The organism is Bacillus sp. SDLI1 (assembly GCF_001553895.1).
Lineage (GTDB): Bacteria > Bacillota > Bacilli > Bacillales > Bacillaceae > Bacillus > Bacillus siamensis.
Map to the genome: position 1 here is coordinate 619,561 of NZ_CP013950.1, position 18,222 is coordinate 637,782.

Genomic DNA, 18,222 nt, shown 5'->3' on the forward strand with positions numbered 1-18,222 from the left:
GACTTTTTAGTCAGCTATCTTAGTAACCTGTATAATATTAGGAAGTGTTGAAAGTTCGTCCAGCACTTCTTCTTCAATATTCTGATCGACCTCAATCGTCATCAGCGCAAGCTGGCCGACGTCCTTACGCGCCACTTCCATATGTCCGACGTTGATCGAGAATTTCGCAAGCACATTGGCAACGCCTGCAATTGTGCCGAATTTATCATTATGAACGACTAAAATAGCCGGGTGGTTTCCGGAAAGCCGCAGCTCAAAGCCGTTAAGCTCCGTGATTTCTATTTTCCCGCCGCCGATTGAAATACCGGTTAAGGCAAGCTCCCCCTCATCATCAGAAATGATGATACGCGCCGTATTCGGATGAACGGGCACGGCATCCTCTGTGCGGAACTCTATATCTATGCCCTTCTCTTCAGCAATTTGAATCGCTGTTTTAATCCGTTCATCAAATGTATCAAAATCAAGCAGGCCGCCAATAATCGCCACATCAGTGCCGTGACCCTTATACGTTTCTGCAAATGATCCGTAAAAAGACACAACGATCCGGCGGGGCTCCCGTCTGAATAAGCTTCTGGCCACTCTGCCGATCCGGGCTGCGCCTGCGGTGTGTGAACTGGACGGGCCGATCATTACCGGGCCGATAATATCAAAAACGCTTCTATATTTCATGCTGGTTTGTTCCTCCTTAACATCACTTCATTCAGCGCTTTTCTTTAGACTAATTGAACATTTATCAATTGGCAAGCAGGCACACTGCCGCACTGCCGCAGGTAAATTAAGGCATAAGAATAGAAGGGCCTGATAAGCCCTTCTATTCTGCCGCAAATATATATGGATAAAGAGGCTGTCTGCCGTTATGGATTTCAACTTCGATATCTTCACAGACGCTTGTAATATACTCAGCGAGTTTCTCAGCTTCTTCTTCCGGCGCGTCTTCTCCGTACAGGATGGTGACGATTTCATCTTCTTCCCCGATCATCTCATCCAGCAGTAATTTCGCCGCATTTATCCGGTCTTCGGCGCTGCCGATAATCGAACTGTTTAAAATGCCGATAAAATCACCTTTTTTGATATCCTTGCCGTCGATATGGGTGTCTCTGACTGAATATGTCACCTGTCCGCTTTTCACATTCCGGATGGCTTCAAGCATATTGGCTTCATTTACATCAGCCGGCTGGTCAGGGTTAAACGCAAGCAGGGCGGTCATGCCTTGAGGCACCGTTTTTGCCGGAATGACAATGACATTTTCTTCAGCCACGCTCGCCGCCTGATTGGCAGCCATCACAATATTGGAATTGTTCGGAAGAATGAAAACCGTTTCCGCATTCACAGACTGAACGGCTTCAACAATATCTTCCGTGCTCGGATTCATTGTCTGGCCGCCTTCGATAACGTGTGAGGCACCGATGCTCGCAAACAGTTCAGAAATGCCTTCGCCCATTGCCACAGTCACGATCCCAAAAGGTTTACGGGCTTCTTTCATTACACCGGCCGGCTTTTTTTCATCATGTTCTTGGCTGATGATGGACGTATGCTGCTCCCTCATGTTTTCAATTTTGATTTTAATCAAATCGCCGTAACGCTGCGCGAGATTGAGCACGTTCCCTGGCTCTTCGGCATGAATGTGAACTTTCGCCAGCGTATCATCAGCGACGACCAGCAACGAATCACCGAAACGGCTCAGTTCATTTCTGAACGTCTCTTCTTTGAACGTCCGTTTATCTTGATCCAGCCTTACCATCACTTCCGTACAAAATCCGAATTCAATGTCTTCTGTACTCAGCATGCTCTGCGCGCTTTTATGATGTTCGGCATTCACCATATCATCGAGTGCCGGAAGAACCGCTTTTTTCGGTACGGACTCTCCTTTTAAGGAAGCCAAAAAGCCTTCATATACACAAAGCAGACCTTTTCCGCCGCTGTCAACGACACCGACGTCCTTTAAAACAGGGAGCAGATCCGGCGTGCGGTTGAGCGACGCTTCCGCTTCTTCAATAACGGCCTCCATGAGAGCAATGATATCGGTTTCTTCTTTGGCCGAGGCGACCGCTTTTTTAGCCGCGTCCTTTGCCACGGTTAAAATCGTTCCTTCAACCGGTTTCATGACCGCCTTATATGCCATATCCACTCCCGCTTGGAGTGCAGCGGCAAATTCTTGGGCGTTTATTTCTTTTTTGTTTTCAATGCTCTTTGTGAAACCTCTGAATAATTGGGACAGGATCACCCCTGAGTTTCCTCTTGCTCCCATAAGCAGGCCTTTTGACAGGGCGATGCCGACTTTGCCGATGTCAGGTGAGTCAAGGTGTTCTACCTCTCTTGCACCGGATGACATCGATAAATTCATGTTTGTTCCGGTATCGCCGTCCGGCACGGGAAACACGTTCAGCGCATCCACCGCGGATGCGTTTTGAGACAATGTCTCAGCCCCCGCCAGAATCATTGCCGCAAAAGCTCTCCCATCTAAGTTTCGTCTAGACAATACTCATCCTCCTCACTACGGGTTCGTTACTCGTACGCCTTGGACATAAATATTTACAGAATCAACTGCAAGTCCGATTGTTTGATTTACTGTGTATTTTACCTTCGTCTGAACATTGTGGGCTACTTCGGATATTTTCGTGCCGTAGCTGACAATAATGTACATGTCGATATGTATTTGTTCGGCTTCCTGACGGACATGTACGCCTTTTGCGAAGTTCTCTTTCCGGAGGATTTCAGACAAACCGTCTTTAATCTGGTTTTTGGAGGCCATCCCCACTATTCCGTAACAGTCAATGGCAGCGCCTCCGGCAACCATTGCGATGACTTCGTTGGATATATCAATCTGTCCGTATTTTGTCTTCATTTCAATGGACACACAGGTTCCTCCTTCAGGTGCATAGAGTTATCATTATTCTACTATATGTATCCCATTATGAAAAGAAAAGATACAGACAGCGGCCTTCAGCGCGGAAATGTGATTGGTTTTACATGTCAAGTGATTTTTCTTGAAAGTAAGGTAAACAATAGTTGCAAACGGTTTTTAGCTGTGGTAAATTATTTAAAGTATTGTATAACGAAAGCATCTGAGACACTATGTTTGAAAAGATGTTTCGCGCAGTTAGGAGGGAAACAAATGGCACGTAAATGTTTTATTACAGGTAAAAAAACAAAAGCCGGAAACAACCGTTCTCACGCAATGAACGCTTCTAAACGTACTTGGGGCGCCAACCTTCAAAAGGTCCGCATCCTCGTTGACGGCAAACCTAAAAAAGTATATGTATCTGCCCGGGCTTTAAAATCCGGAAAAGTTGAGCGTGTATAAGCAAAAATGAACGCCTGCCCTTTTATGCGGCAGGCGTTTTTTATGCGTTCAAAGAGGGCGATTTCAGCTCCTTGGGCCTACTCTTTTCTAAATGAGCCCAGCATCGCCCGGACAATTCCTCCTAAAAACTTCGGCAATTTAATGGTATAAAATTTCATTTTGTCCCCTCCTATAAGTTCCGTATCCGCTGCGTTCATCACTTTAGGATTCATGGTTTTTTCCGCATATGGCAGAAGCCGCTTTTTTAATCCGCGCTCCTTACCATTATTAATATGCCTTTTGCAAACGAAAAAGTACCTCGTGAATGAATGAGTTCGTTACTAATACATAGTGTGGAACCCAGGGGAATATGACAATTATCCAGAGGATATTTAAAACCGTCGAGCGTCAGGCCGTCTGCCGCTTCCGCAAACGGAATAAAAGAAACATAGCGTCTGTTGCTTTTTTCTTCAATTGTATAATGGCCGGGTCCGAACATCTGAATCTCATTCTGCCTGTCGATCAGTTTGACATCAGTGTCCTTATTTACGGCTTTATACAGCAGCTGAATGTTCCCTAAAAAATGATCGGCTCTTCCGCCCGTCACACCGAATATCCGAATGTGCTCCGGTTCTTTTTGTAAAGCCCAGTCAAGAGCGAGTTCCAGATCGGTATAATCTTTTTCCGCCTGATACACATGGAGGGACGGGGCAGCTTCTTGAATCTGCAGGAGCTCTTCTTCTGTAATGCTGTCAAAATCACCGAAAGCCTCCTGCGGAATGATCCCGGCCTCCAAAAGAGCGACCGTCCCTTTATCCACTCCGACCCACGTCGTATCTCCGTCTGTGTACGCGAACAGCTCAGGAATAAACTCCCGGGGGCCGCCCGCAACAATATTGATTGTCTTCATATATTATCCTTTCTCTCTTAAATACGAAAAGAGCCGGCGGCTTTCACCGGGCTCTTTTTCAGCATGTTTATTCTGCGTTTCGGATGTCAGCGATGGCTTTTTTCCGATCCGGCTGATTATATACGGCAGACCCGGCAACAAGCAGGTTGGCGCCCGCTTCAGCGCATAAAGGTGCTGTTTCTTTATTAACGCCGCCGTCCACCTCGATTAAAAGTTCAGTAAGGCCTTTCTCCTCAGCCAGCTGTTTGACCTGACGGATTTTCGGCAGGACCGAATGAATGAAGCGCTGTCCTCCAAAACCCGGATTAACCGTCATTAACAGCACAAGGTCCAGCTCATCGATCACATGTTCAATGATTTGAACGGGCGTATGCGGATTGAGCACAACTCCCGCTTTTACCCCTTGCTCTTTTATCAATTGAATGGTCCGGTGAAGATGCGGACATGCCTCGGCGTGGACGGAAAGGATGTCCGCGCCGGCTTTTGCGAATGCCGGGATGTAGCGGTCCGGGTTTTCAATCATAAGATGGACATCCAGCGGCAGATCCGTCACCGGACGGACGGCTTCAACGATAAGCGGCCCGATTGTAATGTTAGGGACTAAATGGCCATCCATGACATCAATATGGATATAGTCCGCCCCTCCTTTTTCCACGTCTTTAATTTCCTCGCCCAGTGAAGCAAAATCGGCGGAAAGAATTGATGGCGCAACCTTAATCATATTAATACCTCGGCTTTCTCTCTTTTATTTCCTGCATAAATTCTTTGTAATGCTCATAGCGGTACGTCCGGATGTCTCCTTCTTCCACCGCTTGCTTTACCGCGCATTTCGGCTCCTTAAGATGCAGACAGCCTCTGAATTTGCACGAGGCGCTTATGTCTCTGATCTCAGGGAACGTGCTGCCGAGCTCTTCTTCTTCAATATCGGTAAACTCAAGCGAACTGAACCCGGGGGTATCCGCCACAAGACCGCCTGATGTATGAATGAGCTCCACATGGCGCGTCGTATGTTTCCCGCGTCCTAAATGTGCGGAAATCTCGTTTGTTTTCAGTTCAAGCTCCGGGCTGATCGCATTTAAAAGCGAAGATTTTCCGACTCCGGACTGGCCGGCAAACACCGTGGTTTTGTTCTCGAAGTGTTTCACAATGTCTGTTAAACCGCTGTTTTCTTTTGATGACGTCACATATACGTCATAACCGATCGCCTGATAGTCTTTCACATAAGACAGGATCTTCTCTTTCGTTTCCGCGTCTGAAGCTAAGTCCATTTTGGTTATGCAGATGATCGGATGAATGCCGTTGGCTTCCACAAGGACGAGAAAACGGTCCAATAATGACGTGCTGAACGCCGGCTGAACGGCGGAAAAGACGAGAACGGCCTGATCGACGTTTGAAATCGGCGGCCTGATCAGCTCGTTTGTTCGTTCTTTGATTTCCAGCAGGTAGCCTTCTTTATCATTTTCAGCCTGATAAACGGCATAATCGCCGACTAGAGGCGTTATTTTATTTTTTCTGAAAATGCCCCGGCCCCTGCATTGAATGATCTTGTTCTGTGATTCATCCAAGACATAATAGAATCCGCTTAATGCTTTAATAATTTTGCCCTCAGGCATACGGTCCCTCCTTGGTCAGTCTTTATCTTCAGGGTATTCAATCGTCTTATAGCTGACGACTTTATGGTCGACCATCACTTGATAATACCCTTTTTGTCCTTGATCAATCTTCAGTTCAATCGTTTTTTCAGTCGGCTCTTTAATTTTAAACGAATCATACGTATCAGAGATGCTGTGGTCTTTATCGTCGATGGCGATTTGCACTTCAAGCTCGTCCCCTTCATGTTCGGGTTCGTAGGGAATGCTGATTTTTTCTTTTACCGTTTTCGCCGGTTTTTCTTCAGGTCCGAGCGAAAACGTCACTTCAACATTACTTCCCGGCTTAACCGCTGTGCCGGCTGACGGCTCTTGCTTCATGACTTGTCCTACCGGCACGTCATCTGAATGCGCTTCTTTTTCAACAAGCTGCAGGCCATTATCTTCAAGATACCCCGAAGCCGCTTCTTTGCTGTAAGTTTTTAAGTCCCTCAGCGTAACATCCGCCGGCCCGAGGCTGACCGTTAAGCTGACTTCATCATCGCTTGCGACCATGTCGGTGCCGGCTGACGGGCTCTGGTCAATCACGGTGCCTGCCGCACTGTCATCATTCTCTTCTTTTATATTGACATGTTTGAAGCCTTTATCCTTCAGCGCTTTTTTCGCGTCGTCGATCTGCCGGCTTTTCACGTCGATCAGCTGCGTTTTCGGTTTCCCGATACTTTTGTACAGTTTTACAGAAGAGCCTTCTTTAACGGCAGATCCCGCTTTCGGATCAGTTTTGACCATTAATCCCTCTTCGATTTTTTCATCTTCAATGTCCGCCATATCAGGGTCGGCTTCGAGACCGTTCTTTTCCAGCAGGGCTTCCGCTTTTTCGTACTTCATGCCCCGTACGTCGGGGACGCTTACATCTTTGGGCATAAACAGAGACGGGAACACGGTGACTGCAAGAACAGCCGCCATAATGAAAATGAAGCAGACGGCCAGCAGAATCCACGGCCATTTCCGTTTTTTCTTTTTGGCGGGCTGCTGTTCTTTATCGTCCGTCTCCTCCGGCGTTTCCGCATGAGGCGCGGCTTTTGCGCCGTCAGTAATAACGGGAATCGCTTTCGTCATTTCCTCATCATCCTGCACGGAAAATTTTTGTTCATTCAGCCTGCCGGCGTCAAAAGCCGTTCTGATGTCCGCTTCCATGTCCTCTGCGCTGTCATAGCGGTGAAACGGATCTTTGGCGGTTGCCTTTAAAATAATGTTTTCAACGCTCTGCGGAATCGAAGGGTTCCACTTTCTGGCGGAAGGCGTTTCTGTCTGCAAGTGCTTTAATGCTATGCTTACGGCTGATTCTCCGTCAAAAGGGATTTTGCCTGTTAAAAGCTCAAACAGCACGATGCCGAGTGCGTAAATATCTGATTTTTTCGTTGCCAGACCGCCTCTCGCCTGCTCCGGAGACAAATAATGAACCGAGCCCAGCACAGAATTCGTATGTGTGATTGTCGTCGAGGTGAGGGCTGTGGCGATGCCGAAATCCGTCACCTTAATATGCCCTGAATGATCTATCAAAATATTGTGCGGTTTAATATCCCGGTGCACAATATGATTTTGATGGGCATGGGCGATGGCTGAGACGATCTGCTCCATAACGGACAGCGCTTCTTTCGGATGAAGCGGTCCGTGTGCGGTTATGTATTCCTTTAATGTCATGCCTTCCACATATTCCATGACAATGTAATAAATATCGCCTTCCTCCCCGATATCGTAAATACTGACGATATTCGGATGGTCAAGGCTTGATGCCGACTGTGCTTCTCTTCTGAAACGCCTGATAAACTCAATGTCATTCACAAAGTCAAACCGCAGAATTTTAATTGCGACTTCACGTTCGAGAATGATGTCCTCAGCTAAAAAAACGTTCGCCATTCCGCCGCCGCCAATGGGCCGGAGGATATGATAACGCCCGCTGATCCGCTTGCCGGTTAGCACTTGTCTTCACCCTCTTTTGCATCTGCGGAAAACTCAATCAATACAGCCGTGATATTATCTTCGCCGCCGTTTTGATTCGCTTTGCTGATGAGAAGGTCTACTTTTTCCTGAGGAGCAGATTCGGCTTGAAGCATTTGTTTGATCTCGTGATCTTCTATTTTATTTGAAAGTCCGTCAGAGCATAAAAGCAGCTGATCGCCGTCAGACAGCTCAAAAGAACGGGCGTCGGGGCTGATGGTTTCATCTGTCCCCAGCGCTCTCGTCAATACATTTTTCCGCGGATGATGCTCAGCGTCCTCTTTCGAAATTTCTCCCGTCTTGACCAGCTCATTCACAAGCGAGTGGTCTTCAGTCAGCTGAACGAATTCACCCTCTTGAAGCAGGTAGCACCGGCTGTCTCCGATATGGGCCACAGTGACAAACTTCTCCGTGAATAAAGCGCAGACAACGGTGGTGCCCATTCCCCGGCATTCTTCATTCGCTTTTGCGTGTTCATACACCCTGACATTCGCCTCATGAATCCGGTCTTTGAGCCAAACCTCACAATCAGACGGCAGAGACGGAACGGATTCGGCCCGGTTCCACTGCTCTTCCATCGCTGCAACCGCCATCCTGCTTGCCACATCTCCGGCAAGATGACCGCCCATGCCGTCGGCGACAACCGCAAGCACCGCTTCTTCTTTTGTGAAAATGCCCGCCGCATCTTCATTATGCTGGCGGACTTTACCTGTATCTGTTTTCAAGGCTGTAATCAACCTCTTCACCTCGTCTCGTCTTGACGCTCCTTCGCGCGAAGCTGACCGCAGGCCGCGTCAATGTCATGGCCTTGCTCTCTTCTGATCGTGACATTTACACCGCGGGATTTTAACGTTTTTTCGAATGCGAAAATCTGATCTCTCGGTGTGCGGACGTAATCCCGTTCAGGCACATAGTTTACCGGAATTAAGTTGACATGGCATTTCACGTCTTTTAACAGTTCTGCAAGCTCTTCCGCGTGTTCGACCTGATCATTTACGCCTCCGAACAAACCGTATTCAAAGCTGATCCGTCTGCCTGTTTTCTCGATGTAATATTTGACGGCTTCCATAAGGTCAGGAAGCTTATAGGCTTTGTTAATCGGCATCAGACGGCTTCTGATCTCCGTATTCGGGGCATGCAGAGAAATCGCGAAATTGATCTGCATTTTTTGATCGGCGAAATCGTAAATCTTCGGAATGATGCCGCTTGTGGAAACCGTGATATGACGCGCTCCGATGTTCAGTCCTTTATCATGGTTAATGATTTTTAAGAAAGCGAGCATTTCATTGAAATTATCAAACGGCTCTCCGATTCCCATGATGACGACTGAGCTGACGCGTTCATCCGTTTCATCAAGCGCCTTTTGCACTTTCACGACTTGAGCGACGATTTCTCCCGCTTCAAGATTCCGTTTCAGTCCGCCAAGTGTTGACGCGCAAAATGTGCAGCCGATCCGGCAGCCGACCTGTGTCGTTACACATACAGAATTGCCATACTCGTGTCTCATTAAAACCGTTTCAATTGTATAACCGTCGTGAAGCTCAAATAAAAATTTCATCGTGCCGTCTTGTGACGTCTGTTTTACAGCCGTTTTCAGCGTTGTCAGCACAAAATTGCTCTCGAGTTTTTCACGCAGGCTTTTTGAAAGGTTTGTCATTTCCTCGAAAGAAGAAACCCGTTTTTCATAAAGCCATTCAAAAATCTGTGCTGCGCGGAACGGCTTTTCGCCATTCTCGGTCAGCCATTGTTTGATTTCATCTAATTCAAAAGAGTAAATGGACGGCTGTTCAGTCCGCAGCTCTTTCCGTATGCTTGTCTTTTTTAATTGTGTCATTTTTTATCCCTTCTTTCTCATGCTGCTAATAAAGAAACCGTCTGTTCCGAAATAATGCGGAAGAATTTGAAGGCTTCCATCCTGAACAAAGGGTCTCGCCTTTTCAGGCAGCCGCTTTTCAAGAGACAAATCGGGTTCAAACTCAGGGTGTTCTTGTATAAACGCATGCATAACTTCATCATTTTCTGTCCGGTCCATTGTACACGTACTGTATACGAGTGTGCCACCTTTTTTTACTAATGGGGCGATTTCCCTTAAAATACCGAGCTGGATCTCTGACAGCCGTCTGCTGTCATCCGGCGTCTTCGTATATTTCATATCAGGCTTTCTTCTGATGACGCCGAAACCTGAGCACGGGGCATCGACGAGAACCCGGTCAAACCGTTCTGCGCCAAAAGCGTCCCCAGCTTTTCTGGCATCCATCGTTTGCGCGTCGATGATCGTAAGTCCGAGCCGTTCCGCGCCTTCTTTAATCAGCTTCACTTTATGGCGGTGAAGATCAAGCGATGTGAGGCTCCCCTCGTTCTCCATTAATTCCGCGATGTGAGCCGACTTTCCTCCGGGTGCGGCGCATGCGTCTAACACGGTTTCCCCCGGCTTCGGGTCCAGCGCCCGCGCGACGAGCATTGAGCTTTCATCCTGGATGGATACTTGCCCGTTTTGGAAAAATTCCGTGTTTGCGATGCTTCCTTTTAAAAGCTTAATCGCATCAGGAGAAAGGTCTCCGGCTTCCGCTTCCAGACCCGCATTTTCCATCTCATTCAGCAGCTTTTCCCTGTCAGCCTTGATGTGATTGACACGGAGCGTCTGTTTCGGCGGAACGAGATGAACCCGGCAGATCTTTTCGGCCGCCTCAAAGCCGTATGCCTCAACCCACTCCTTTACGAGCCATTCGGGATGGCTCGTCTCTGTTGAAAGGCGGAGAATCGGGTCTTCAATTTCAGCGAATGACGGCGCGCCCTCACGCTGCAGGGAGCGCAGGATGCCGTTGACAAAGGACGCGATTCCCTTATGCCCGCGTTTTTTGGCGATTTCAACCGCTTCATGGATGGCGGCGCGATCCGGAATTTTTTCTAAATATTCCATTTGATATGCGGACAGACGCAACAGCTGAATCACCCATGGCTTCACCTTATTCGGCTTGCGGATAAAAGGCTTCAGTATATAGTCTAGAGCGATTTTATTTTGCAGCGTTCCGTAGACAAGCTCTGTCAGCAGTCCCCTGTCCTGGTCGCTGAGCGTGTTCGTTTTGATAACCGATGTAAGAAGCAGGTTGCTGTATGCCTGATTTTGTTCAAGCTTCTCAAGCGCTTCAAGGGCAAGCTCACGGACATTAATTTTTTTCATCTGCTGCTCCTAACACGTCACCTGACTGAACATTTTTTCCTCTTACAAAATCCTCGCCCTTCATCCGTTTTTTACCTGACGGCTGCAGCTCTGTGATTAAAAGGGCGGTGCTGTTTCCCGATGCGACGACAATGCCGTTTTGCTCCGTGCGGATGACTGTTCCGGGCGCTGCTTCAGTTTTTGCCGCAACTTTTTCAGACGCCCATACTTTGATATTTTGTCCGTTTAATGTTGTATAGGCGACAGGCCAAGGGTTTAAGCCTCTGATCTGGTTGTAAATCTCTTCCCCGGGCTTTGTCCAGTCGATCCGCTCCTGCTCACGCTTAATGTTAGGCGCGTAAGTCGCTTTTGATTCGTCCTGCCTGATCGGTTTAATATTTCCGGAAATGACGTTCGGAACGGTCTCTGACAAAAGCTTTGCCCCCGCTATGCTTAATTTGTCGTGAAGCGTGCCGACATTATCCGTTTCATCAATTTCCACTTCGATTTTAGAAATCATATCACCCGCATCAAGCTTTTCTACCATATACATGATCGTCACGCCCGTTTTCTTCTTGCCTTGGAGAATCGAATAATGTATCGGCGCTCCGCCTCTTAATTCAGGCAATAGTGACGCGTGCACGTTAATGCAGCCGTATTTCGGGCCGTCAAGCAGCTGCTTGGGCAGGATCTGTCCGAATGCCGCGGTAACAATCAGGTCCGGTTTCAGGCTGAGCACTTTTTCTATTTCTTCTTCAAGCCTTACTTTTTCGGGCTGAAGCACGGGGATGCCGTGACGTTCAGCTTCAGCCTTTACGGGAGGCGGCGTCATGATTTTTTTTCTGCCTTTGGGGCGGTCAGGCTGCGTAACGACCCCAACCACTTCATATCCGTCTTCAATAAGCGTGCGCAGCACGGGAACTGAAAAATCGGGCGTTCCCATAAAAACGATCCTTGTCATCCAATCATCCTTCCATTTCTGCCAGTTGTTCTTCAGTGTAGTAAGCCGTGATTTTTGACGTGAATAAAATGCCGTCTAAATGATCCATTTCATGCTGGACGGCTCTGGCCAAAAAGCCTTCCGCTTCTAAAACAAACGGTTTTCCTTTACGGTCGTAAGCTTTTACCTTTACGTAATCCGGGCGGGTGACGTCGCCGTAAACCCCGGGAAAGCTTAAGCAGCCTTCAACTCCGGTCTGCTCACCGCTCTTTTCAAGAATAACCGGATTCACAAGGTCGATCCGGCCGCTTTCTTCACCGATATCAACGACGGCCGCTCTTTTTAAAATGCCGATTTGCGGCGCGGCGAGGCCGACGCCATCCATTTCAAGCATCGTATCGTACATATCATCAAGCAGTTTTTTTAATTTTTTATCAAACACTGTCACTTCTTCAGCGGGTGTTTCCAGAACTTCCGCGGGGTGTGTGACGATTTTTTTCACAGCCAAAATTTTGCCCTCCAAAACTAATGTTACATCAGCATGTACGGATTCATATCGATTGAAATCATCACATGCTTTTGCGCAATGTCGCGTTTATAGTGCTCCAGTATTTTTTTTAACTGAATCTGCAACTCGTTTTCCTGTCTGTATTTTATCACGCATTGATAGCGATATCTATCTTTGATCCTGGCAATCGGGGAAGCCGCCGGCCCTAGAATTTTCGTGTCGGGCCCGCACCCCGCTCTTAAATAGTTTGTAATCTTTTCTGCGGTGACCGCGGCTTTTGCCGCTTCTTCATGAGAAACGGTCACCAGCGCCACGTAATAATAAGGCGGATATGACTGAGCCCGCCTGTGCGCCATCTCCTGCTGAAAGAAAGTTTCATAGTCATGCGATTTCGTCAGCTGAATGCTGTAATGAGACGGTGTATACGTTTGAATGACCACCGTTCCCGGCTTTTCATGCCGCCCGGCCCGTCCGCTTACTTGGGTCAACAGCTGAAATGTCTTCTCAGCCGCCCTGAAATCAGGGATGTGAAGCGTCGTATCCGCGCTTAATACTCCGACGAGAGTCACGTTCGGAAAATCAAGCCCTTTTGCGATCATTTGCGTGCCGAGCAGAATATCCGCTTTTCCTTCACCGAACGCGGACAATAGCTTTTCGTGGGCGCCTTTTCTTGAAGTCGTGTCCACATCCATCCTGATGACGCGCGCCTGAGGCAGTACTTTGGTAAGCTCTTCCTCCACACGCTGCGTTCCCGTGCCGAAAAAGCGGATATGTTCACTGCCGCATTCCGGACATGTTCCCGGAACAGACTCCTCATGACCGCAGTAGTGGCATTTCAGCCTTTGCCCGTAGCGGTGATAAGTCATTGAAATGTCGCAATGCGGACATTGCGGTACATAACCGCAGTCCCGGCACATGACAAACGAAGAATACCCCCGTTTATTCAGAAAGAGAACAGCCTGCTCTTTTTTCGCAAGCTTCTCTTCCAGCTGTTCCATCAGCTCTCTTGAAAACATCGACCTGTTGCCGTTTCTCAGCTCTTCTCTCATATCAACGAGAGAAACATCCGGCATGAGCTGGCGATTTACGCGGTGTTTTAACGGAAGCAGCTCATAAACGCCTTTTTTCGCCCGCGCAAATGACTCCAATGTCGGCGTGGCGCTCCCGAGGACGACCGGACAGCTGTGATGCTCGGCCCGGCGGATGGCTACGTCCTTTGCATGATACCGCGGCATTTCCTCCTGCTTATAAGAAGATTCATGCTCTTCATCAATAATGATCATGCCGAGATTCTCAAACGGGGCAAAGATGGCCGACCTGGCTCCGACGACAAGCCGGACTTCCTTGCGCTGAATCTTCCGCCATTCATCGTATTTTTCACCTGTGGATAAACCGCTGTGCATGACCGCAACCTGAGAGCCGAAACGGCCTTTAAATCGGTTCACCATTTGCGGCGTCAATGAGATTTCCGGAACGAGCACGATGGCTTCTTTTCCTTTTGCCAGCACCTTTTCAATGGACTGCAGGTAAATTTCTGTTTTGCCGCTTCCTGTTACGCCGTGAAGCAGAAAGACGTGATGAACATGATCGGCTACGGCTTGTTTAATCGGCTCAAAAGCGGCCTGCTGCTCTTCAGTAAGGGCAAGCGGCTCTGTTTTTTTGAACATTCTGTCCTGATAAGGATCGCGGTAAACCTCCTCAAAACTTTCCGTAAGAAGCCCCTTTTTGAGAAGCGTTTTCAGCGTCGCTGAACTGGAATCGGTCTTTTTGCAAAGCTCAGCCGCGGAAATCTTTTCTCCCCCGCCGATAAAATAAGTAAGGACGGCGAGCTGTTTAGCAGCCTGCTTTGTCAATGAATCTGCGTGCCGGGCGAGTTCCTCTCTGTCTGCCCCCGCCTCGATCATGCGGATCATTTTTTTATTCGTTTTCTGGGCGACCTTATACGTGACATCAATGCTTCCTTTGCGCACGAATTTTTGAAGTGACGAAAGAAGCCGTTCATCGGTAATATCCGAGTACAGAAGACTTTTCTGATTTCTGAAAAGCTGTCTGATGTCCGGTGTCAGCGCTTCTTCGTCAACGACTTTCAGCTCTTTTTCGTACTTCGCCTTCAGCGCTGCCGGCAGCATGGCCTGAAGCGCCGTGATTTTAAACGACAGTGTTTTGTCAGAAAGCCATGAAGACAGCTGCATCAGTTCTTCAGTCAGAACGGGCGTCAAATCCAGCAGCTTCTCGACTTCCTTCATTGACCCGCCGTTTAATTCAGACGAATCTTTCAAACCGGTCACAAACCCTTGAAGCTTGCGCGGGCCGAACGGGACAATCACCCGCATACCGACTTCGATCATTCCCTTTAAATGATCGGGGATTTTGTAATCAAAGGGTCTGTCAATGTTTTTGGAGCTTACATCAACAATGACTTCAGCTACATTCATACGGGTTTTCGGTCCTCATCTTTCAAAGAGATCATTTCCTTCAGCATTTCAAAGGAAACGTCAAGTTTAGACATAAGCGCAAGCTCCCGCTTTCTTCCGTCCCGGAAATAGAAGGTGACGAGATTCGTATCTGTGCCAAACCCGGCTCCTTCCGCTTTCACGTCATTCGCCACGATCATATCAAGGTTTTTCTGTTCAAGTTTTCTGCGCGCATAACGTTCGATGTCTTGCGTTTCAGCCGCGAAGCCGATCAGAAGCTGGTGTGTTTTCCGTTCGCCGAGTTCTTTCAGGATGTCTGCCGTACGGTTGAATTCGATCACGAGTGAACCGTCTTTCTTCTTCATTTTATGTTCAGAAACAGCCGCCGGCGTAAAATCGGCCACGGCCGCCGTCTTAATGACGATGTCACATGAATCAAACACAGATAGCACGGCTTCTCTCATATCTGCTGCCGATTGCACGGGAAGGAACTGATACAGCCCCTCAGGAGGTTCTATTGACACCGGACCTGAAATCAGCGTCACCCGCGCACCCAGCCGGACGGCAGCTTCGGCAGCGGCATAGCCCATTTTGCCGGTGGATTTATTTGTGAAAAAGCGGACGGGGTCCACGGCTTCGCGCGTCGGACCTGCCGTAATGACAATATGTTTTCCTTTCAGCGGCGCATCGTCTTCAGGCTCCTTAAAGTGCTCTCTGACACGCTCAACAATAAGCTCCGGCTCTTCTAATCTTCCTTTGCCGACATATCCGCATGCCAAATAGCCTTCACTCGGCTCAATAAAGCGGACGCCGTCCTGATAAAGCACGGAAATGTTCCGTTTCACCGCCGGATGATCATACATATGGACATTCATCGCAGGCGCCACCCAGACAGGAGCCTCCGCCGCCAGCACCGTCGTTGTGAGCATATCGTCAGCAATTCCGTTGGCAAGCTTGCCGATGACATTTGCCGTAGCGGGCGCGACAATAATTAAATCCGCCCAGTCAGCGGCGTCAATATGAGAAATCACCTTCGGATTTTGTTCTTTAAAAGTATTTGTATACACTTCATTCCGGCTCAGCGCCTGAAATGTCAGCGGAGAAACAAACTCACGCGCAGACTCAGTCATAATCACTTTTACGTTCGCCCCGGCCTGAACCAGCTTGCTCGTGAGCGCGGAAGCTTTATAAACAGCAATCCCTCCGCTTACGCATAGCAGAATGTTTCGGTTTTTCATGAAGTCTCTCTCCTTTATGAAAGCATTGGACAAATCCCAAACGGAAAAAAATAACAACCTATGTAGAGATAGGTTGCTACGTGTGCTTGTTATTCGCTGTCTTCTCTTTCAAACGAAAGCAGGCCCGCGTCAATTTCTTCTAAAGCTTTGCCTACATATTTGTGAGAAATGGTATGTTCAATCTGCTGGTCTTTTTTGATCTGCATTTCACGCGCGCGTCTTGCAGACACAGTCACCAGCGTATATTTAGAATCTAATTTATTCATTAAAGAGTCAATTGACGGATCTAACATAAGTTATTCTACCTCCAGCATTTTCTTATATCTCGGAGCAACGCGTTCACGCTTTAAGTGCTCGGCGAGAACAATTGCGTTAATTTTATCACAAGCCGTTTGGATATTGTCGTTTTCCACGACATAATCATACGCGTCCATCATTTCGATTTCAGCTTTGGCGGCCTTCATTCTGTTTTCAATTAAATCGTCTGTTTCTGTCCCTCTTGTCACGATTCTGTTTTTCAGCTCAGAAAGACTCGGCGGCGCTAAGAAGATAAACAGGCCTTCCGGAAATGCATTCCGCACTTGGAGCGCGCCCTGCACTTCAATCTCTAAGAAGACGTCTTTTCCTTCTTGAAGCGTCTGTTCGACATAATCAACGGGCGTTCCGTAATAGTTGCCGACATATTCTGCCCATTCAAGCAGTTTGTTGTTTTCAATCATGCGTTCGAATTCATCTCTTGATTTAAAGAAATAATCGACGCCGTCGACTTCTCCCTCTCTCGGGTTTCTCGTCGTGACTGAAATTGAGTATTCAAATTTTGTGTCTTCTTGTGAAAATATTGCTTGCCGAACCGTTCCTTTTCCAACTCCGGAGGGACCTGAGAGAACGATTAATAACCCTCTTTCTTTCATGCGGCAATTACCCCTGCCCTTCATCCATAATTTCTTCTTTCACAGAAAGTCTGTGTGCAACTGTCTCAGGCTGGACGGCAGATAGGATAATGTGATCACTATCCATGACGACAACTGCACGGGTTCTTCGTCCGTATGTAGCGTCTATTAGCATTCCGCGGTCTCTTGCATCCTGGATCATTCGCTTTATTGGCGCAGACTCCGGGCTGACAATCGAAATCATCCGATTGGCGGAGATGATATTGCCAAATCCGATATTAATCAGTTTAATCGTCATCTTCTACGTTCCCCCTGTAAAATAGACGTCTCTAGTGTAACCTGAAGAGACCGTCTGTAAACAATACGCACAGTCGCTATTCTATATTTTGCACTTGTTCCTTCAATTTTTCAATAGAACTTTTCATTTCCACGACAAGCTTTGTGATTTGATGATCATTGGCTTTTGAGCCGATCGTGTTCGCTTCGCGGTTAAGTTCCTGAACGAGGAAATCAAGTTTGCGGCCGACTGCACCGCCTTCTTTTAATATATCACGGAATTGAACAAAATGGCTCTTTAATCTGGTAATTTCTTCCGTTATATCAGAACGGTCGGCGAAAATGGCGCATTCCGTAATCAGCCTGCTTTCGTCAATCGCGTCCTCCGTCCATTCCTTCATTCGGGTGTAAAGACGCTCGCGGTAATGGGTAACAACGGCCGAAGCGCGGTCTTTCACCCGTTCGGACAGCGTCTCAAGCCGCTCAATGTGCAGAAAGCAGTCTTCCGCCAAAAGCCGGCCTTCTTTTTCCCTCATGTCACAAAGTTCCTTTACCGCCAGCTCAGCAGCCTCCCTGATGACTTCTTCAAGCTTGTCATCACGCATCTGCTCTTCATGAATCTGTGCAATGTGTTCAAAAGCAAAGAAATCCATTGCGTCGGGTTCAGCGGCCAGGCTGTAGCGGTCTTTCATGACGCGGGCGGCGCTCACATATTCATCAAGGAGCTCCCAATCGATTTTCAGGCTTCTTTTTATGAGCGCGTCACTGTTTACAGTAAGAAACAGTTCTACTCTTCCGCGCTGTATATGCTGCAATATGATTTGTTTCAGCTTATCCTCTACATATAGCAAAGGCCTTGGCAGACGGGCGTTCACTTCTTTGAACCGGTAATTGACGGATTTCAACTCAACGGTTGCCGAGAGATCGCCTTTTGTGCTGCTTGCGCTGCCGAAGCCTGTCATACTCCGTATCATATGAAACACCCAATTCTTTCCCGTTATCAAAATAAAAGG

The 18,222-nt window shown here is 47.9% G+C and carries 20 protein-coding genes; 1 reads left to right on the forward strand and 19 read right to left on the reverse strand.

Annotated elements, in window-relative coordinates; all coding sequences use genetic code 11:
• Positions 1–6: 6 nt before the first annotated feature.
• From sdaAB to AUL54_RS02710, 3 genes are all read right to left on the reverse strand, one after another.
• Entirely contained in the window at positions 7–669 is a 663-nt protein-coding gene (gene sdaAB, locus AUL54_RS02700) for an L-serine ammonia-lyase, iron-sulfur-dependent subunit beta (RefSeq protein WP_016936152.1), read from the reverse strand.
• 142 nt (positions 670–811) lie between these two features.
• On the reverse strand, positions 812–2,479 hold the full coding sequence (locus AUL54_RS02705) for a DAK2 domain-containing protein (RefSeq protein ID WP_047475059.1): 1,668 nt from the start codon (positions 2,477–2,479) through the stop codon (positions 812–814).
• Positions 2,480–2,494: 15 nt separating this feature from the next.
• A complete protein-coding gene (locus tag AUL54_RS02710) occupies positions 2,495–2,857 on the reverse strand; it encodes an Asp23/Gls24 family envelope stress response protein (protein WP_016936154.1) in 363 nt (120 codons plus the stop codon).
• A gap of 258 nt (positions 2,858–3,115) precedes the next feature.
• Here AUL54_RS02710 and rpmB point away from each other — a divergent pair, with 258 nt between their 5' ends.
• A complete protein-coding gene (gene rpmB / locus AUL54_RS02715; RefSeq protein WP_003154328.1) occupies positions 3,116–3,304 on the forward strand; it encodes a 50S ribosomal protein L28 in 189 nt (62 codons plus the stop codon).
• 77 nt (positions 3,305–3,381) lie between these two features.
• On the opposite strand, the gene spoVM is transcribed toward rpmB, so the two are convergent.
• The 16 genes from spoVM to AUL54_RS02795 all read right to left on the reverse strand — a co-directional run bounded on the left by spoVM (position 3,382) and on the right by AUL54_RS02795 (position 18,183).
• On the reverse strand, positions 3,382–3,462 hold the full coding sequence (spoVM, locus tag AUL54_RS02720) for a stage V sporulation protein SpoVM (protein WP_003154329.1): 81 nt from the start codon (positions 3,460–3,462) through the stop codon (positions 3,382–3,384).
• Positions 3,463–3,548: 86 nt separating this feature from the next.
• The gene (locus tag AUL54_RS02725; protein ID WP_060962813.1) at positions 3,549–4,193 is read right to left on the reverse strand and encodes a thiamine diphosphokinase; all 645 of its coding nucleotides are present in this window, start codon (positions 4,191–4,193) and stop codon (positions 3,549–3,551) included.
• A gap of 67 nt (positions 4,194–4,260) precedes the next feature.
• Positions 4,261–4,914, reverse strand: a complete 654-nt coding sequence (gene rpe / locus AUL54_RS02730; RefSeq protein WP_060962814.1) for a ribulose-phosphate 3-epimerase — start codon at positions 4,912–4,914, stop codon at positions 4,261–4,263.
• Position 4,915: 1 nt separating this feature from the next.
• Positions 4,916–5,806 (reverse strand): ribosome small subunit-dependent GTPase A, encoded by an 891-nt coding sequence (gene rsgA, locus AUL54_RS02735; RefSeq protein ID WP_047475063.1) that lies wholly within the window; start codon positions 5,804–5,806, stop codon positions 4,916–4,918.
• A gap of 15 nt (positions 5,807–5,821) precedes the next feature.
• The gene (gene pknB / locus AUL54_RS02740) at positions 5,822–7,765 is read right to left on the reverse strand and encodes a Stk1 family PASTA domain-containing Ser/Thr kinase (RefSeq protein WP_060962815.1); all 1,944 of its coding nucleotides are present in this window, start codon (positions 7,763–7,765) and stop codon (positions 5,822–5,824) included.
• On the reverse strand, positions 7,759–8,520 hold the full coding sequence (locus tag AUL54_RS02745) for a Stp1/IreP family PP2C-type Ser/Thr phosphatase (RefSeq protein WP_060962816.1): 762 nt from the start codon (positions 8,518–8,520) through the stop codon (positions 7,759–7,761). Before AUL54_RS02745 ends, pknB begins: the two co-directional genes overlap by 7 nt.
• A 5-nt stretch (positions 8,521–8,525) precedes the next feature.
• Positions 8,526–9,617: a dual-specificity RNA methyltransferase RlmN gene (gene rlmN / locus AUL54_RS02750; protein WP_016936160.1), complete on the reverse strand. Its 1,092-nt coding sequence runs from the start codon at positions 9,615–9,617 to the stop codon at positions 8,526–8,528.
• A 3-nt stretch (positions 9,618–9,620) separates the two neighbouring features.
• The gene (gene rsmB, locus AUL54_RS02755) at positions 9,621–10,964 is read right to left on the reverse strand and encodes a 16S rRNA (cytosine(967)-C(5))-methyltransferase RsmB (protein ID WP_060962817.1); all 1,344 of its coding nucleotides are present in this window, start codon (positions 10,962–10,964) and stop codon (positions 9,621–9,623) included.
• Positions 10,951–11,904: a methionyl-tRNA formyltransferase gene (gene fmt, locus AUL54_RS02760; protein WP_060962818.1), complete on the reverse strand. Its 954-nt coding sequence runs from the start codon at positions 11,902–11,904 to the stop codon at positions 10,951–10,953. Before fmt ends, rsmB begins: the two co-directional genes overlap by 14 nt.
• Before the next feature lie 4 nt (positions 11,905–11,908).
• Positions 11,909–12,391: a peptide deformylase gene (gene def / locus AUL54_RS02765; protein ID WP_047475069.1), complete on the reverse strand. Its 483-nt coding sequence runs from the start codon at positions 12,389–12,391 to the stop codon at positions 11,909–11,911.
• Between the two features lie 23 nt (positions 12,392–12,414).
• Complete coding sequence (gene priA, locus AUL54_RS02770) at positions 12,415–14,826, reverse strand: primosomal protein N' (RefSeq protein ID WP_060962819.1); 2,412 nt, start codon at positions 14,824–14,826, stop codon at positions 12,415–12,417.
• The gene (gene coaBC, locus AUL54_RS02775) at positions 14,823–16,043 is read right to left on the reverse strand and encodes a bifunctional phosphopantothenoylcysteine decarboxylase/phosphopantothenate--cysteine ligase CoaBC (RefSeq protein WP_060962820.1); all 1,221 of its coding nucleotides are present in this window, start codon (positions 16,041–16,043) and stop codon (positions 14,823–14,825) included. The genes priA and coaBC overlap by 4 nt, the downstream gene beginning before the upstream one ends.
• An 89-nt stretch (positions 16,044–16,132) precedes the next feature.
• The gene (gene rpoZ / locus AUL54_RS02780) at positions 16,133–16,336 is read right to left on the reverse strand and encodes a DNA-directed RNA polymerase subunit omega (RefSeq protein WP_003154346.1); all 204 of its coding nucleotides are present in this window, start codon (positions 16,334–16,336) and stop codon (positions 16,133–16,135) included.
• 3 nt (positions 16,337–16,339) lie between these two features.
• The gene (gene gmk, locus AUL54_RS02785) at positions 16,340–16,954 is read right to left on the reverse strand and encodes a guanylate kinase (RefSeq protein ID WP_016936166.1); all 615 of its coding nucleotides are present in this window, start codon (positions 16,952–16,954) and stop codon (positions 16,340–16,342) included.
• A gap of 7 nt (positions 16,955–16,961) precedes the next feature.
• Positions 16,962–17,231, reverse strand: a complete 270-nt coding sequence (remA, locus tag AUL54_RS02790) for an extracellular matrix/biofilm regulator RemA (protein ID WP_003154355.1) — start codon at positions 17,229–17,231, stop codon at positions 16,962–16,964.
• 76 nt (positions 17,232–17,307) lie between these two features.
• Positions 17,308–18,183: a YicC/YloC family endoribonuclease gene (locus AUL54_RS02795; RefSeq protein WP_060965040.1), complete on the reverse strand. Its 876-nt coding sequence runs from the start codon at positions 18,181–18,183 to the stop codon at positions 17,308–17,310.
• Positions 18,184–18,222 lie beyond the last annotated feature (39 nt).

Coding starts and splice junctions, on each gene's coding strand:
- AUL54_RS02795 (WP_060965040.1), bottom strand. CDS start 18,183: ATGATACGGAGTATGACAGGCTTCGGCAGCGCAAGCAGCACAAAAGGC.
- spoVM (WP_003154329.1), bottom strand. CDS start 3,462: ATGAAATTTTATACCATTAAATTGCCGAAGTTTTTAGGAGGAATTGTC.
- rpmB (WP_003154328.1), top strand. CDS start 3,116: ATGGCACGTAAATGTTTTATTACAGGTAAAAAAACAAAAGCCGGAAAC.
- rsmB (WP_060962817.1), bottom strand. CDS start 10,964: ATGAAAAAAATTAATGTCCGTGAGCTTGCCCTTGAAGCGCTTGAGAAG.
- rsgA (WP_047475063.1), bottom strand. CDS start 5,806: ATGCCTGAGGGCAAAATTATTAAAGCATTAAGCGGATTCTATTATGTC.
- priA (WP_060962819.1), bottom strand. CDS start 14,826: ATGAATGTAGCTGAAGTCATTGTTGATGTAAGCTCCAAAAACATTGAC.
- rpoZ (WP_003154346.1), bottom strand. CDS start 16,336: ATGTTAGATCCGTCAATTGACTCTTTAATGAATAAATTAGATTCTAAA.
- coaBC (WP_060962820.1), bottom strand. CDS start 16,043: ATGAAAAACCGAAACATTCTGCTATGCGTAAGCGGAGGGATTGCTGTT.
- fmt (WP_060962818.1), bottom strand. CDS start 11,904: ATGACAAGGATCGTTTTTATGGGAACGCCCGATTTTTCAGTTCCCGTG.
- remA (WP_003154355.1), bottom strand. CDS start 17,231: ATGACGATTAAACTGATTAATATCGGATTTGGCAATATCATCTCCGCC.
- sdaAB (WP_016936152.1), bottom strand. CDS start 669: ATGAAATATAGAAGCGTTTTTGATATTATCGGCCCGGTAATGATCGGC.
- gmk (WP_016936166.1), bottom strand. CDS start 16,954: ATGAAAGAAAGAGGGTTATTAATCGTTCTCTCAGGTCCCTCCGGAGTT.
- rlmN (WP_016936160.1), bottom strand. CDS start 9,617: ATGACACAATTAAAAAAGACAAGCATACGGAAAGAGCTGCGGACTGAA.
- rpe (WP_060962814.1), bottom strand. CDS start 4,914: ATGATTAAGGTTGCGCCATCAATTCTTTCCGCCGATTTTGCTTCACTG.
- AUL54_RS02725 (WP_060962813.1), bottom strand. CDS start 4,193: ATGAAGACAATCAATATTGTTGCGGGCGGCCCCCGGGAGTTTATTCCT.